General features: G+C 39.1%; 14 protein-coding genes. 8 read left to right on the top strand and 6 right to left on the bottom strand.

Translation table 11 applies throughout. The features are described from left to right. Nucleotides 1–1,184 precede the first annotated feature (1,184 nt). Nucleotides 1,185–1,592: a hypothetical protein gene (locus LGZ98_RS18405; RefSeq protein WP_113041279.1), complete on the bottom strand. Its 408-nt coding sequence runs from the start codon at nt 1,590–1,592 to the stop codon at nt 1,185–1,187. Nucleotide 1,593: 1 nt separating this feature from the next. Continuing rightward, entirely contained in the window at nt 1,594–2,595 is a 1,002-nt protein-coding gene (locus LGZ98_RS18400) for a hypothetical protein (RefSeq protein WP_262978374.1), read from the bottom strand. An 853-nt stretch (nt 2,596–3,448) separates the two neighbouring features. Here LGZ98_RS18400 and LGZ98_RS18395 point away from each other — a divergent pair. Together LGZ98_RS18395 and LGZ98_RS18390 are read left to right on the top strand one after the other, a co-directional pair. Continuing rightward, complete coding sequence (locus tag LGZ98_RS18395; RefSeq protein WP_049581354.1) at nt 3,449–3,781, top strand: DMT family transporter; 333 nt, start codon at nt 3,449–3,451, stop codon at nt 3,779–3,781. A 53-nt stretch (nt 3,782–3,834) separates the two neighbouring features. Continuing rightward, complete coding sequence (locus tag LGZ98_RS18390; RefSeq protein ID WP_113041281.1) at nt 3,835–4,152, top strand: putative hemolysin; 318 nt, start codon at nt 3,835–3,837, stop codon at nt 4,150–4,152. 8 nt (nt 4,153–4,160) lie between these two features. Here the strand turns inward: LGZ98_RS18390 and LGZ98_RS18385 are convergent, their stop codons facing one another. The 3 genes from LGZ98_RS18385 to nhaB all read right to left on the bottom strand — a co-directional run bounded on the left by LGZ98_RS18385 (nt 4,161) and on the right by nhaB (nt 6,617). Beyond that, a complete protein-coding gene (locus LGZ98_RS18385; protein WP_262978373.1) occupies nt 4,161–4,292 on the bottom strand; it encodes a hypothetical protein in 132 nt (43 codons plus the stop codon). A gap of 114 nt (nt 4,293–4,406) precedes the next feature. Further along, entirely contained in the window at nt 4,407–4,916 is a 510-nt protein-coding gene (gene dsbB, locus LGZ98_RS18380) for a disulfide bond formation protein DsbB (protein ID WP_113041282.1), read from the bottom strand. 153 nt (nt 4,917–5,069) lie between these two features. After that, complete coding sequence (nhaB, locus tag LGZ98_RS18375; RefSeq protein WP_113041283.1) at nt 5,070–6,617, bottom strand: sodium/proton antiporter NhaB; 1,548 nt, start codon at nt 6,615–6,617, stop codon at nt 5,070–5,072. A gap of 347 nt (nt 6,618–6,964) precedes the next feature. On the opposite strand from nhaB, the gene fadR reads away from it, so the two are divergent. The 4 genes from fadR (at nt 6,965) to LGZ98_RS18355 (ending at nt 11,606) form a co-directional block, all read left to right on the top strand. After that, nucleotides 6,965–7,684: a fatty acid metabolism transcriptional regulator FadR gene (gene fadR / locus LGZ98_RS18370; RefSeq protein ID WP_113041284.1), complete on the top strand. Its 720-nt coding sequence runs from the start codon at nt 6,965–6,967 to the stop codon at nt 7,682–7,684. A gap of 523 nt (nt 7,685–8,207) precedes the next feature. Further along, nucleotides 8,208–9,518 carry a D-amino acid dehydrogenase gene (locus tag LGZ98_RS18365; protein WP_113041285.1) on the top strand — a complete coding sequence of 437 codons (1,311 nt, stop codon included), beginning with the start codon at nt 8,208–8,210 and terminating at the stop codon, nt 9,516–9,518. Between the two features lie 7 nt (nt 9,519–9,525). Continuing rightward, nucleotides 9,526–10,596 carry a catabolic alanine racemase DadX gene (dadX, locus tag LGZ98_RS18360; protein ID WP_113041286.1) on the top strand — a complete coding sequence of 357 codons (1,071 nt, stop codon included), beginning with the start codon at nt 9,526–9,528 and terminating at the stop codon, nt 10,594–10,596. A 257-nt stretch (nt 10,597–10,853) separates the two neighbouring features. Continuing rightward, on the top strand, nt 10,854–11,606 hold the full coding sequence (locus tag LGZ98_RS18355; RefSeq protein WP_113041287.1) for a MipA/OmpV family protein: 753 nt from the start codon (nt 10,854–10,856) through the stop codon (nt 11,604–11,606). Nucleotides 11,607–11,691: 85 nt separating this feature from the next. Here the strand turns inward: LGZ98_RS18355 and gapA are convergent, their stop codons facing one another. Beyond that, a complete protein-coding gene (gene gapA / locus LGZ98_RS18350; protein ID WP_113041288.1) occupies nt 11,692–12,687 on the bottom strand; it encodes a glyceraldehyde-3-phosphate dehydrogenase in 996 nt (331 codons plus the stop codon). A gap of 410 nt (nt 12,688–13,097) precedes the next feature. On the opposite strand from gapA, the gene msrB reads away from it, so the two are divergent. Together msrB and LGZ98_RS18340 are read left to right on the top strand one after the other, a co-directional pair. Then, nucleotides 13,098–13,508, top strand: a complete 411-nt coding sequence (gene msrB, locus LGZ98_RS18345; RefSeq protein WP_112875821.1) for a peptide-methionine (R)-S-oxide reductase MsrB — start codon at nt 13,098–13,100, stop codon at nt 13,506–13,508. An 82-nt stretch (nt 13,509–13,590) separates the two neighbouring features. After that, nucleotides 13,591–13,860, top strand: coding sequence for a YeaC family protein (locus LGZ98_RS18340; RefSeq protein WP_112893898.1), 270 nt, complete (start codon nt 13,591–13,593; stop codon nt 13,858–13,860). The last annotated feature ends 19 nt before the right edge of the window (nt 13,861–13,879 follow it).

The raw sequence follows: 13,879 nt of genomic DNA, 5'->3' as shown, positions 1-13,879 counted from the left end.
ATGATTGAGACAACTAAAAAAACAAAAAATGAAATGTAAAGGATAGTCATAATGATAAGAGTTGAACTGTTTATGTTAATTTCCCATTGGTATTTTAATTAATAGGGTGTGTTTTATGTATTCGTTAAATACTTGTATAACAAGAGAAGTAGACAGCTTAAAATGAATAAGAATATAGAGGCAGAGAATAAATAATAATAGACAATCATTATTGAGGCAAGTTTTTTAGGTATACTCTTTGCAAACTCATATGCTTCTTGCGGGATGGAATTGCCTATAAAAGCACGAGATATTATAGTCTTTCTTATAGTTATTATCTGGTAGAAAAAACATGATAGATAATAACTCCCATAGAAACCGGAAAACGATATTACATATATAATTTGTGGGATAAAAAACCCATTTTGTATATATTCGTCTATAATTTCTGTGAAGGATTTTTTATTTATTCCATAAAAAACGAATAAAGATAATAACAAAAACATACTAACTAAAAATAAAGAAAGCATGATAAAGTTAACTGTATTAATTAAGATATTCATGTTATTCACTTACTATTTTATCGATTAAGAAATCTCTTGCTTTGCTTCCGGCAACTCCACCTACTACACTACCGACAGCCACACATATCCATTTAGCACAATGAATAATGTTTTTGAATTAAGACTATTATTGTTGATGTAAAAAATAATGCTCCACCTATATAAGTGGTAATGATATATATTTTTATCCAATGAGTTAAGCTGGAGGGTAGATTTTGAATAAAATCATAAGATTCTTGGTGCATATATTTGCTATCAGGATGATTTTTTTTTCATTTTTTTTCCAGTTAACAGCCTGTAGAAGAACATAACGACTTGAAACTGATCACGCATCCTTCCGAAGCGTTGTATTGTTATGCCTGTTGGTAAATAAAATCCTTCTTCTATATACTCAAGATACTTCAAAGTGCATGTTTGAAAAACGATTATGTTGTTGAATTTAAATATTTTTATATCTGACGACTCAAGCATCTTGAAGTTCATTCGGTATATATAATTCAATAATTTTATCCATCTTTTTTTGGTTTATTTTGTAAATGGCTATTGATATAAGAAGGATAATTGTTGAAGAGATGTAAAATATAATTAAAATAATAAGAGTGATTATGTTCACATTAAAGTCCCATTGAATTTTTAGTATGATTAAGCGTATTTTTGAAATAGGCATATTGCCATTGATATAATAAAAAATGCAACACTTATATTGATGGTAATGAAACATATTTTTATCCAGTGAGTTAAATTGGGGGGTAAATTTTGAATGAAATCGTAAGACTCTTGTGGCATATATTTACTATTAGGTCTATTTATTCTTATTCTTTTTCCTGTTAATAATTTATAGAAAAATGCGGCAGTATAAAATTGACCGTGAATACCCATAAAATGCCCCATGTATGCTCCTGATGATAAACAAAAACCTTTTTCCATATATAATTCAATAATTTTATCCATCTTTTTTTGATTTATTTTGTAAATAGCTGCTGATATAATGAAAAAACCAATAAAAGAAGCGCAAGAAATAACCAAGATGATGAAAGTGATTCTATTCATATTAAAGTCCCATTGAAGATTCAACAATAAGTTCAAGGAACCATTCTCCACCTTTACTACCGGCATAACCACCTGCAAGACCACCACCCATCATGCAAATTCCAGCAACTAATCCCCCAGTTGTAGCACCAAGAGCAACACATGCTGCGTCTGCGGCAATTCCACCAGCATAACCAAAGACTGCTCCTCCGATTGTTCTACCTGAAAATTTACTATATTCCTTGACGGCCACTTTTTCACATTGTCTTGTTTGCCCATAGTTGCAGGCATCAATAACCTGTCCGGTGGTATCAACAAAATCCAGACCAATGGCAACCCGGCCACCATATTTCATCCATTTAACCATTTTTTCACTTTGTATAATTGTTTGACTATATCCCTTTATTGCGCCAATCCCTGCTTTATCCCATTGGTGAGCAATGGCTTTGGTTGATAACTTTAGCGCATGTTTTAAATTAGGATGTTGATCGATTTTCAAAGAGAGTCGGCCAACTTTATTCAATAATCCCTTTAAGTTACCCATAATCAGTTGTCTTTCTACATAAAACTCGGGACTGGCAAATTTTCGGTTTAGCCCATTTAACCGATATTCTCTTTGATAAAGCTTCTGTAACTTTGACAGATTTTTTTTAATTTGAGAAAAATAAGAGTTACCCAGTGATGATGCGGTACCAACTAAGGTTCCTCCTTGATCAAGTACATAGTGAAACAGGCCAAAATGGCGATGCAAAAACGCAGCATATTCATTAGGCAGAGCTGAAACGGATTGGTTGACTTCATACTGAGATTGTTTCAATAGCTGTATGATATGCGGCGGATTATAAGCGTCTGGATCTGCCACCAGCAGGATTTGTCCCGGTTTTAGGAATCGGTAATTTGAATTTAATTCCATAAAATAGCGGGCCGCTTCGCTATTTGAATGGCTGAATAACAGACTTGCTTGAAAACTCAATCCTCCAGGTTGCTGTACGACACAGAAACCGGGTTGAATGTTTCTTTTCATAATACTCTATTTGTTCCTGTGGTAGCTTTTAACATGTTGGTTCAACGTTAGGTAACATAACTTAATCAGATAATCGGATTATCTTCAATATATGATAAATGGGTTGCTAATCCCTACAGAGTGAGAATTCATAGGAGTTTAGGTGATGTATAGATTCAATCTGACTTTGTCTGTTTATATTGATTAATATACGGTTTTTTCTGTGATAAAGGATAGAAATAGTGAGAGGAATTTGTTATATATTTAGTCTGACGACAAGCCGACAATATTTACATTTATATAAGGCAATTAACGATTCATTACAATTCTTTTATTGAAATCAAAGGAAAACAACCCAGAATGAGAACTTGAACATAAGGTAAATTAACTAGGTGTAATTTATGGCAAATATGATTTATACCCGTCATCTTTCAAGTTGCCTCTTTGTTGGCTGCACTCGCTCACATCGTTATCTATGCTCCCGGGGATTCACTCCCTTGCCGTCGCGATCCATCTTGAAATCCATAAGGTATAGGATTATTTTTAACTTATATTTCTACCGGTTTTTAATTCTACCGCGCTATGTTTTCTTAGAAATCCTAAAGGGTATCGTACGAATGAGTCTGATCTAAATCTCAAAGCGATAACCTATCATTAGCGCTTTTCTATATTCCTTGTAAAATATCTCCAACGATTTTCCTGCCTGTACAGTACTTCTGTTGAACAGGTAGCAAATAAGGTTTGAATTGGATTTAAGGAACGAAATATATCAATTTTGTTACGTTACACCTTAAAGCGTTTGTGATAGATTCAATCCGTTTTTGTCTATTAATGTTGGTCGATTTATTTTTTCTACTATAGCGAGAGTAAAGATATGAATGGATTTGTATATTTAGCAATGGCAATTGTTGCTGAAGTTATAGCAACGGCTTCATTAAAAGCCTCTGATGGGTTTAGTAAATTATTCCCTTCTATACTGGTCATTGTTGGATACGGTATCGCTTTCTGGGGGTTATCTCAGGTAGTCAAAGTTGTGCCATTAGGAATCGCTTACGCCATATGGTCTGGCTTGGGTATTGTGTTGGTTTCTGTTGCCGCGATATTTTTATATCAGCAGAAGCTGGATTGGGCGGCTATTTTAGGTATGGCTCTTATTGTTGCTGGTGTAATGGTAATAAACCTGCTTTCTAACAGCAGTGCACATTAATTAACAATTAATAGTGTTCCTGTTTTCCCTGAATCGTTTTCTGGAGAAGAGATATGTTAAACGCCAGTAATAAGAAAGGATGCCAAACAGTCTTATTAGGAGTACTCTTTAGTCTTGCTGTATTAGCTGGTTGTAGTCGCCAGACAGGGAAAACATCCACCCAATATCAGGGGATACAATACTTTCAACCAAAAAATTTTCAACCAGAAGTTGCTCTTAGGGACAATGCCAGAGCAATTTGTTCTGATGTGGGTGGTATGCCTGCATTCGCAATACAATTAAATGGTGCGCAAATACCTGTTTGCCAGTTGGTAAATGGTAAGCGTTGTGATGAAAGGGCATTGTTGCAAGGTTCTTGTGCATCAATTTGAGGTAGAAATTAACCAACTTGATATGTGCAGAACATGCCGTTCGGATTTCCGGTTATAGGAGCCTTGGGCATGATTCTGAGAGTATACCCGTCATCTTTCAAGTTGCTTCTTTGTTGGCTGCACTCGCTCACCCCGGTCACATAGTTACCTATGCTCCCGGGGATTCACTCCCTTGCCGTCGCGATGCATCTTGAAATCCATAGGGTATATATTTGATTCATCAGACAATCATTTTCACCTGTCTGAGTTGGTAATTATTTACGAATAAAAAATTGGCTGATTAATACGAGTACAGCAGTAACTAAATAAGCAGCAAAAATACCGACTAGCCATTGTGGCATCTCTAAGGTCAGGAATTGCCATTGTCTTACTGAACAATCACCTGTAGCTTCGAATACAGAAGGAAGCCATTGGTTTAACGCCAACCATGAAGGGAAGTTTACGAAGAAATCACAGGTATTAAATGGAGAAGGGTGCAACTGCATCATAGTATGTTCCCATGCGAGTTGCAGGCCACTCCAGGCACTGTAGGCCCACAAAATAATAGCCAGCCAGCGTAACGGCGTTTTTGGTGCGATTACACCTAATATCCCAGCGCCCAACACACCAAACAGAGCAACCCGTTCATAAATACACATCACGCAGGGTTGTAATTTCATCGCATGTTGAAAATATAATGCCGAGCTTTCTAGTATCAGGGCAGTCAAAATCATTAACAGCCATGCGCTTCGTCCTTGAGAACAGTGGTTCAAAAATCGCATCATTTCCGTTTTTCCATGCAGATTAAGATAAACAATTGAGCGCCTATTTTGCCGATTTACAGGTAACAAAAAAAGTCAATTAAGGTAAATCTGGCTTTTCCGGGGAAAAATAAAACCGTATTGAGCGTAATCATTGCTCAATACGGCATGGGTTGGTTATGGCAAAGCAATTAATCCCCAATGAACCATCATGTCAGTGACTGGAATTAGCAGAAATTCTACACACAGCAAACCGACCAGTGTCATGACAATAGTATAAGGTAATGCCATTATCACCATGCGGCCATAAGATAAACGAATCAATGGTGATAATGTCGACGTCAACAAGAACAGAAATGCGGCTTGTCCGTTAGGTGTGGCAACGGAAGGCAGGTTTGTGCCGGTATTAATCGCAACAGCCAGATATTCAAATTGTTTATGTGAAATCAGGCCCTCTTGCATAGCCGCTCTTGCTTCATTGATATAAACCGTACCGACAAACACGTTATCTGATACTGATGAGAGTAAGCCATTGAACAGATAGAACAGGGAAAGTTGGGAAGTTTCAGAAACCTGTAATACGAACTGAATAAATGGCGTAAACAGTTGCTGATCAACAATGACTGCAACGATAGAAAAGAAAACGGTTAGTAATGCCGTGAAGGGTAGTGCTTCTTCAAATGCTTTACCCAGTGCATGTTCTTCGGTAATACCACAGAACGACGTAGTTAGAATGATGACTGAAAGGCCAATTAGACCAACTTCTGCCAGATGAAATGCCAGTGCGACAATGAGCCATATACCGATTAGCGCTTGAGCAATAAGCTGTGCTTTTTCTTTACGTGTTCGTTTTGCGCTGGTTTTTTTATCGTAATCTTCCAATACCTGTCGGACGCGTTCTGGCAATTCTGTACCATAACCGAACAATTTAAAGTGTTCGACCAGAAAACAGACTAGCAGCCCGCAGATAAAGACAGGTAGGGTAATTGGAGCCATGCGAATAAAGAAGGTGACAAAATCCCAATTAACGTTTTTGGCGATAATCAGATTTTGGGGTTCTCCTACCATCGTCATTACACCACCGAGTGCAGTACCTATACCTGCATGCATCATCAGACTGCGCAAAAAAGCGCGAAACTGTTCAAGAGTTTGTTTCTTTTTTGCTATATCAGTACCATTGTCATATTTAGTATTAATTACATCATGCTGCTCAGTAATGAAGTTGTTGTAGATAGAATAAAAACCAAGGGAAACACTAATAACTACCGCGATCACGGTTAGGGCATCAAGAAATGCTGACAGGAATGCGCTGGCTAGGCAGAATGCTAAGGCAAGCATACGCTTAGATTTTATGGAGAGCAGGAGTTTGGTGAAAGCAAATAAGAGTAATTGCTTCATAAAGTAAATTCCTGCGACCATAAATATCAGCAACAGTATAACTTCCAAGTTATTAGCAATTTCATGACCAACTTGTTGAGGTGAGGTCATGCCGATAATGACCGCTTCAATTGCCAACAGGCCACCTGGTTGTAGCGGGTAACATTTAAGTGCCATTGCTAAAGTAAAGATAAATTCGATAACAAGCAGCCAGCCTGCGACAAATGGATTAATAAAGAAGAATATCAATGGGTTGGTGATGAGAAAGATGGTGATAGCTAGCTTATACCAATCTGGCGAGTTGCCGAGAAAGTTTTTTACCGCTGTTTTTAGGATACTGGTTTCCATTGCAATTAAAGTTCCTCTAAATTCGTAAAATTGTGTTCTTTAAACAATAGTACGCTTTTATACAGAATGTTTTAAGGGAAATGAGGTATACCCGTTATCTTTCAAGTTGCCTCTTTGTTGGCTGCACTCACTCACCCCGGTCACATAGTTATCTATGCTCCCGGGGATTCGCTCCCTTGCCGTCGCGATGCATCTTGAAATCCATAGGGTATATAATTAAGCATTAGTACGCTTTTTTTCATGGCCGCCTTTACGCTTTCTAGACTACATAGCTATATTGAAGTTGCGTATTCTGATATAATTTCGTCTATTATTAGTTGAAAAAATCACGTTGGAATAATAAAAATATGGTCATTAAGGCTCAAAGTCCCGCAGGTTTTGCGGAAGAGTATATTATTGAGAGTATATGGAACGGCCGTTTTCCTCCAGGCTCCATTCTTCCGGCAGAACGTGAATTATCTGAGTTAATTGGTGTGACAAGGACCACCCTGCGTGAAGTATTGCAGCGTTTGGCTCGTGATGGATGGTTAACTATTCAGCATGGCAAACCAACAAAAGTGAATAACTTTTGGGAAACATCGGGTCTTAATATTTTAGAGACTCTGGCCCGTCTTGATCACGATCGCGTTCCTGAGTTGATTGATAACCTACTGGCGGTGAGAACGAATATTGCGGCGATATTTATTCGCACGGCTTTTAAGCACAATCCGGGGAAATCATTGGAAGTATTGGCAGAAAAAGAGCATGTGGAAGATAATTCAGAGTCGTTTAGTATGCTAGATTATGATATTTTCCGTGGTTTGGCTTTTGCTTCAGGTAATCCAATTTATGGCCTTATTATCAATGGGTTGAAAGGGCTATATACCCGTATAGGACGTTATTACTTCTCTAATCCTGAGGCGCGTAAATTGGCGCTGAATTTTTATCAGCAACTGGTGATATTATGTCGTGATAAATCTTACGATAACGTTATGGAATGTGTACGTAACTATGGTAAAGAGAGCGGTATCATTTGGCACAGTATGCAAAGTACGATGCCAAGTGATTTGTCTGAAGTGCGTCGCTGATATCTCGTTAGTATTTTTACTTAATCCCAGGCCTTATCCGATCTAGTCGTTTCAAATCAAAATTATTTTAAATTGACCCGGTGCAGAATACTCTGTACCGGGCGTTTTGTTTCTTTTTTCTCATTCAATCTCAAGCCAATTGTTAATGTCTCTATTTCAGAATATTATTCTGATTTTTTGGTTTTTTATTGGGTTTTTATTTTGATTAATTGATGGTTGTTGGTATCTTGTGGTTGTTTAATTGATTCATTTTTTTCACCGAAAAACTCAGAATAATAACTTGATATGAAATAATTAGCATGTGTTTCATATCGTAATTATTATCTTAATTTTATGATTTTAATATTAATTTTCATAAGTTGGGTATGTATAAATCACAAATAAGCCTGTTGCATAAATGTAATCTAATTGTGACCTAAATCATAAATGTAGATTATTGACGTGACCGATGATTGTTCTATATTGGTTTTTTATAACCAGCATATTATGCTTGCCTAAAATTTTAAATCGTCCGGGGGCCATGATGAAAATCCTTATTTTAGGTAGTGGTGTTATTGGTGTAACCAGTGCCTGGTATTTGGTACAGCAAGGTCATGAAGTCACTGTCATTGATCGCCAGGGAAGTGCTGCTGAGGAAACCAGTGCGGCTAATGCCGGGCAGATCTCGCCGGGATACGCGACCCCATGGGGAGCGCCGGGTATTCCATTGAAAGCGGTTAAATGGATGTTTCAACGTCATGCTCCATTGGCTATTCGTCCAGATGGATCGTTGTTTCAGTTACGCTGGATGTGGCAGATGCTGCGTAATTGTGATGCAAGTCACTATGCGATAAATAAGAGCCGGATGGTACGACTGGCAGAGTACAGCCGTGACTGTATCAAACAATTGAGGGCCGATACGGGTATTCAATACGAAGGGCGGCAGGGGGGCACGCTTCAATTATTCCGCACCAATAAGCAGTTTGATAATGCCGTGAATGACATCGCCGTTCTTGAACAGGAAGGTGTTCCTTACAATTTATTAACGGCAGATAAGCTAGCGACAGTAGAGCCGGCATTGGCACATGTCGCTGACAAACTGACGGGGGGCTTACAATTACCGAACGACGAAACGGGTGATTGTCAGCTTTTTACTAAAGAGTTGGCAAAAATGGCAGAAGCGGCAGGCGTAACGTTTCTGTTTAATAAACAGGTCAAACAGTTATTGGTGGAAGGGCATCGGATTACCGGCGTCCAGTGCGAAGATGGTGTTATGACAGCAGATAACTATGTTGTTGCAATGGGAGCTTATTCCACTGAATTACTGAAAGGTCTTGTCAAAATTCCAGTATATCCACTGAAAGGTTATTCATTAACTATGCCTATTGTCGATGCACAACGGGCTCCGGTATCTACTGCATTGGATGAAACCTACAAAATTGCGATTACCCGGTTTGATAACCGTATTCGTGTGGGTGGAATGGCAGAAGTTGTCGGTTTCAATTTGAATCTGCTTAAAGCACGTTATGAAACATTGAAAATGGTGGTGCAAGACCTTTATCCAGGCGGTGGCGATATTACTCAGACTCATTTTTGGACAGGATTACGTCCAATGACACCAGATGGTACGCCAATTGTTGGGCCGACTGAATATCACAATCTCTACCTAAATACAGGGCATGGTACATTGGGATGGACAATGGCATGCGGTTCCAGTCAATTGCTGGCTGATATTATTTCGGGTAAAAAGCCTGCCATTGCATCTGATGATTTATCAGTATTTCGTTATTTTAATGGTTTTAATACAAAATTGGTGCCATTTAGCCATCAATTACACACTGAACTGAGAGGCTAAATAGAATATGCCACGTCCGATTTCGGCAACGATCCATCTTGATGCATTGGAAAATAATCTGGCGATTATTCGTAATAAGGTCGGTAATAGTAAAATCTGGGCTGTTGTTAAAGCAAATGCTTATGGGCATGGTCTGCATTGTATATGGCGGTATCTTGATCAGGCTGATGGATTTGCTTTACTTGATTTTCATGAAGCGATTTTATTGCGGGAGCAGGGGTGGCAGGGGGCAATCTTACTATTGGAAGGGTTTTTCAAACCGGAAGATTTGCCAATAATTGATGAATATCAGTTGACAACGGTAGTGCATAGCCATTGGCAACTTGAAGCAATAGAAGCAGCCAATTTGAGTAAACCCATCAATATTTACCTCAAACTCAATAGCGGTATGAATCGATTGGGATTTCCTGTGGATCAATATAGCGCGGTTTTATCATTAGCAAGAGGTATCCGGCAAATTGGGCAAATAACGTTAATGTCACATTTTGCGAATGCGGATAATAAGGAGATCGGTGTTACTGAACAACTTAACGTTATTAATTCGGTGAGTCAGGGGTTGGATATTTCTCAATGTTTGGCTAATTCAGCTGCTTCTTTGTGGTATCCACAAACTCATAGAGATTGGGTACGTCCCGGTATCGTGCTTTATGGTGCCTCACCGAGTGGAAAGTGGAAAGATATTGCCGATATTGGGTTGAAAGCGGTGATGAGTCTGCAAAGTGAGATTATTGCTATTCAGAATCTCAAGGCAGGAGACAAAATAGGTTATGGCAGTAAATATACAGTGTCAGGCCCTATGCGCGTCGGTATCGTCGCCTGTGGCTATGCTGATGGTTATCCCCGTTGTGCAATGACGGGAACACCGATTATTGTCGATGGCGTTAGGACCCAAGTATTAGGTACAGTATCAATGGACATGTTGTCGGTGGATTTAACGCCTTGTCCGCAGGCCCAAATTGGCAGTCGTGTTGAATTGTGGGGGCAAAATTTGCCGGTGGATGATGTGGCGGAGAGCTCTGGAACGATTGGCTATGAATTATTGTGCGCATTGGCAAATCGGGTCCCGGTATCTATATGATGTCGTTAAATACTAGGTAGCGTGTCAAATAGTCGTCACCGTTTGGTATTATTGCAGTAAATAAGTTACCGTTTTGGCTAAATTAATATATCTTTGTTTTCTCTAATCTGTCTATTTTTGTCAGAATAATTAGGCGGGCACTAAACATATTGTGCTTTTTAAGGCAAAATAGGACGTTATTACTTGGAAATGAGGGAAATGATCTTTTACACTTGATATAGCTAATCGCATAATTGTTTTAAAGGAAATAGTTAATCATGATCAACAAAGCTAAAATTTTAGCCACAGTCGTCACTTTTTGTCTTTCTTCATCTTTAGCTTATGCGGGACAGTGGTCAATTGGCGCCTCTGTTTTAGCTGAGGCATCACCTTATAAGGGGGTAAAGAATAAAGATAAAGTGTTGTTTGTTCCAATGGTTAATTATGAAAGTGACAATTTCTATTTTCGTACTTTAGCCGCCGGATATTATTTGTGGAATCAACCAAAAGATCAGCTATCTTTAGATGTCTATTACTATCCTCAAAATTTTCGCCCAAAAGATAATGAAGATAAGCAGATGAAAAAGTTGGATCGTCGCCATGATACTATGATGGGCGGCTTTAGCTATCGTCATATTGAAGATTGGGGAACGTTGCGTAGCTCTTTTGCTGCGGATACTTTGGGTAAAAGTAAAGGCATAACGATTGACCTAGGTTATTTATATGAATTTAAAAGTGATGATTGGTCATTACAACCAGGATTAGGTGTGGTTTGGAATAGTAAAAAACAAAATCGTTATGAATATGGTATTAAAGATAGTGAATCACGCCATAGCGGACTAGAAAAATATACTCCAGATGATAGTTGGACTCCCTATCTGGAATTATCTGCTAATTATAAATTTAACCAGGAATGGTCTGTATTTATGATGGGGCGCGTTGAGCGTTTACCGAGTGAAATTAAAGATAGCCCAATGGTTAATAAGTCATATTCAAGTATTGTTTGGACAGGTGTTACATATAGTTTTTAATTACTCACGGCGATAATATACCCAATGCATCTTGAAATCCATAGGGTATAAAAGAGCTGCCGGGGAAAGGCAGCTCTTTTCACAGTTATTTGGAGATATGAGCAATCAGATCCAGAACTTTGTTAGAGTAACCGGTTTCGTTGTCGTACCAGGAAACCAGTTTTACAAAGTTGTCGTTCAGAGCGATACCTGCTTTTGCGTCAAATACAGAAGTCAGTTTTTCGCCATTGAAATCGTTAGATACGACATCATCTTCGGTGTAACCCAGCACGCCTTTCAGTTCACCTTCAGCCGCATCTTTGATTGCATCGCAGATTTGTTGATAAGTGGCTGGTTTTTCCAGACGTACAGTCAGATCAACAACAGATACGTTAGGCGTAGGAACGCGGAAAGCCATGCCAGTCAGCTTACCATTTAGTTCAGGGATAACTTTACCCACAGCTTTAGCTGCGCCGGTAGATGATGGGATAATATTCTGAGCAGCGCCACGACCACCACGCCAATCTTTCGCAGAAGGACCGTCAACGGTTTTCTGAGTTGCCGTTGTTGCGTGAACTGTGGTCATCAGACCTTCAACAATGACGAATTTATCATTGATAACTTTAGCCAGCGGTGCCAGACAGTTAGTGGTACAGGAAGCATTGGAAACGATCTCCTGACCTGCATAAGTTTTGTGATTAACCCCCATAACAAACATAGGCGTGTCATCTTTGGATGGGCCGGTCAGAACAACTTTTTTCGCACCAGCGGCAATGTGCTTACGTGCAGTTTCGTCAGTCAGGAAAATACCTGTTGCTTCTGCAACAACATCAACACCTACTTCATTCCATTTCAGGTTAGCTGGATCTCTTTCTGCTGTAACGCGGATAGCTTTGCCGTTAACAATCAGGTGGCCGTCTTTTACTTCAACAGTGCCGTTGAAGCGACCGTGAGTTGAATCGTATTTCAGCATGTAAGCCATGTATTCGGCGTCGAGCAAATCGTTGATTGCAACGATTTCGATGTCTGAACGTTCTTGTGCAGCACGGAAAACAATACGGCCAATACGACCAAAACCGTTGATACCTACTTTGATAGTCATAGTGTTCCACCAGCTATTTTTTAGTGAATTAAAAATTATTACTAAAGTTACCAAAACCTTGCCAGCCGTCAAGCGGAATCGTGTCAATAGCTGAAAAACATTAGCTTTGAGTTCATCATTTAGACGCTTGCTATAGGGTACTGGCAATCGAGCCGCCCATCATTATCAAGGCACAGACAGATATTGAAAGTTAATTGGTTAGATATGCGAGTCACATCACAAATAGTAGGATATACCCGTCATCTTTCAAGTTGCCTCTTTGTTGGCTGCACTCACTTACCCCGGTCACATAGGGTATAGACAGATTCAGTTAACCACTTAAAATAAATTCCACTGATGTAATGTTAATTTTTTGTTATTATTAATCAATTATTATTGAGAGCATGAGTCTTATTATTAAGGTGGTCGTTATGACTAAGAATCCTGATGTTTCCCTTTATAAAGAACTAACCGATATTCAGCGTCACGTAACCCAGAATGCCGGGACAGAGCCGCCATTCTCAGGGAAATTGCTACATAATAAGAAAAGTGGCGTGTATCATTGTTTGTGCTGCGAGCAGCCGTTATTTATGTCTGACACTAAATTTGATTCTGGTTGTGGCTGGCCGAGTTTTTACCAGCCTGCCACTCATGATGCAGTGCAGTATCTTGATGATGATAGTCACAATATGCATCGTATTGAGGTTCGTTGCGGTCATTGTAACGCTCATTTGGGGCATGTGTTCCCTGATGGACCGCAGCCGACAGGAGAGCGTTTTTGTATCAACTCGGTTGCATTAAGCTTTACTGATGAAAATACAGGCGAAAAAACAGTAGGTTAATCGTTTTTATTATTGCGAGCATAATCTTAGTTTACGTAAAAAATCGTTTCAGCTAATTCTGGAAAATAATGAGGAAATATCAATGGAACTGGATGATCTGTTATCTGTAATGACACCAGAAATATATCAACGCCTGGTTCAGGCAGTAGAACTGGGTAAATGGCAGGATGGTGAGCCTCTAACGGTAGAGCAGAAAGAGCATAGTTTGCAAATGATTATGCTATGGCAATCAAGGCATAACCATGATCCGCAACATATGACGATTGGTACTGACGGCCAGTTGGTGATGAAGAGTAAACAAGAACTGAAAGCGATCTTTCAGTCTAAAATGGTGGCAACATTCAAGCCATAATCTTTGGCAAATGAGGTGT

It is taken from the genome of Photorhabdus kayaii, assembly GCF_025384895.1.
Taxonomy (GTDB): Bacteria; Pseudomonadota; Gammaproteobacteria; order Enterobacterales; family Enterobacteriaceae; genus Photorhabdus; species Photorhabdus kayaii.
Note: the sequence above shows the minus strand (reverse complement) of the source record. Positions and strands in the feature narration are given on the sequence as shown.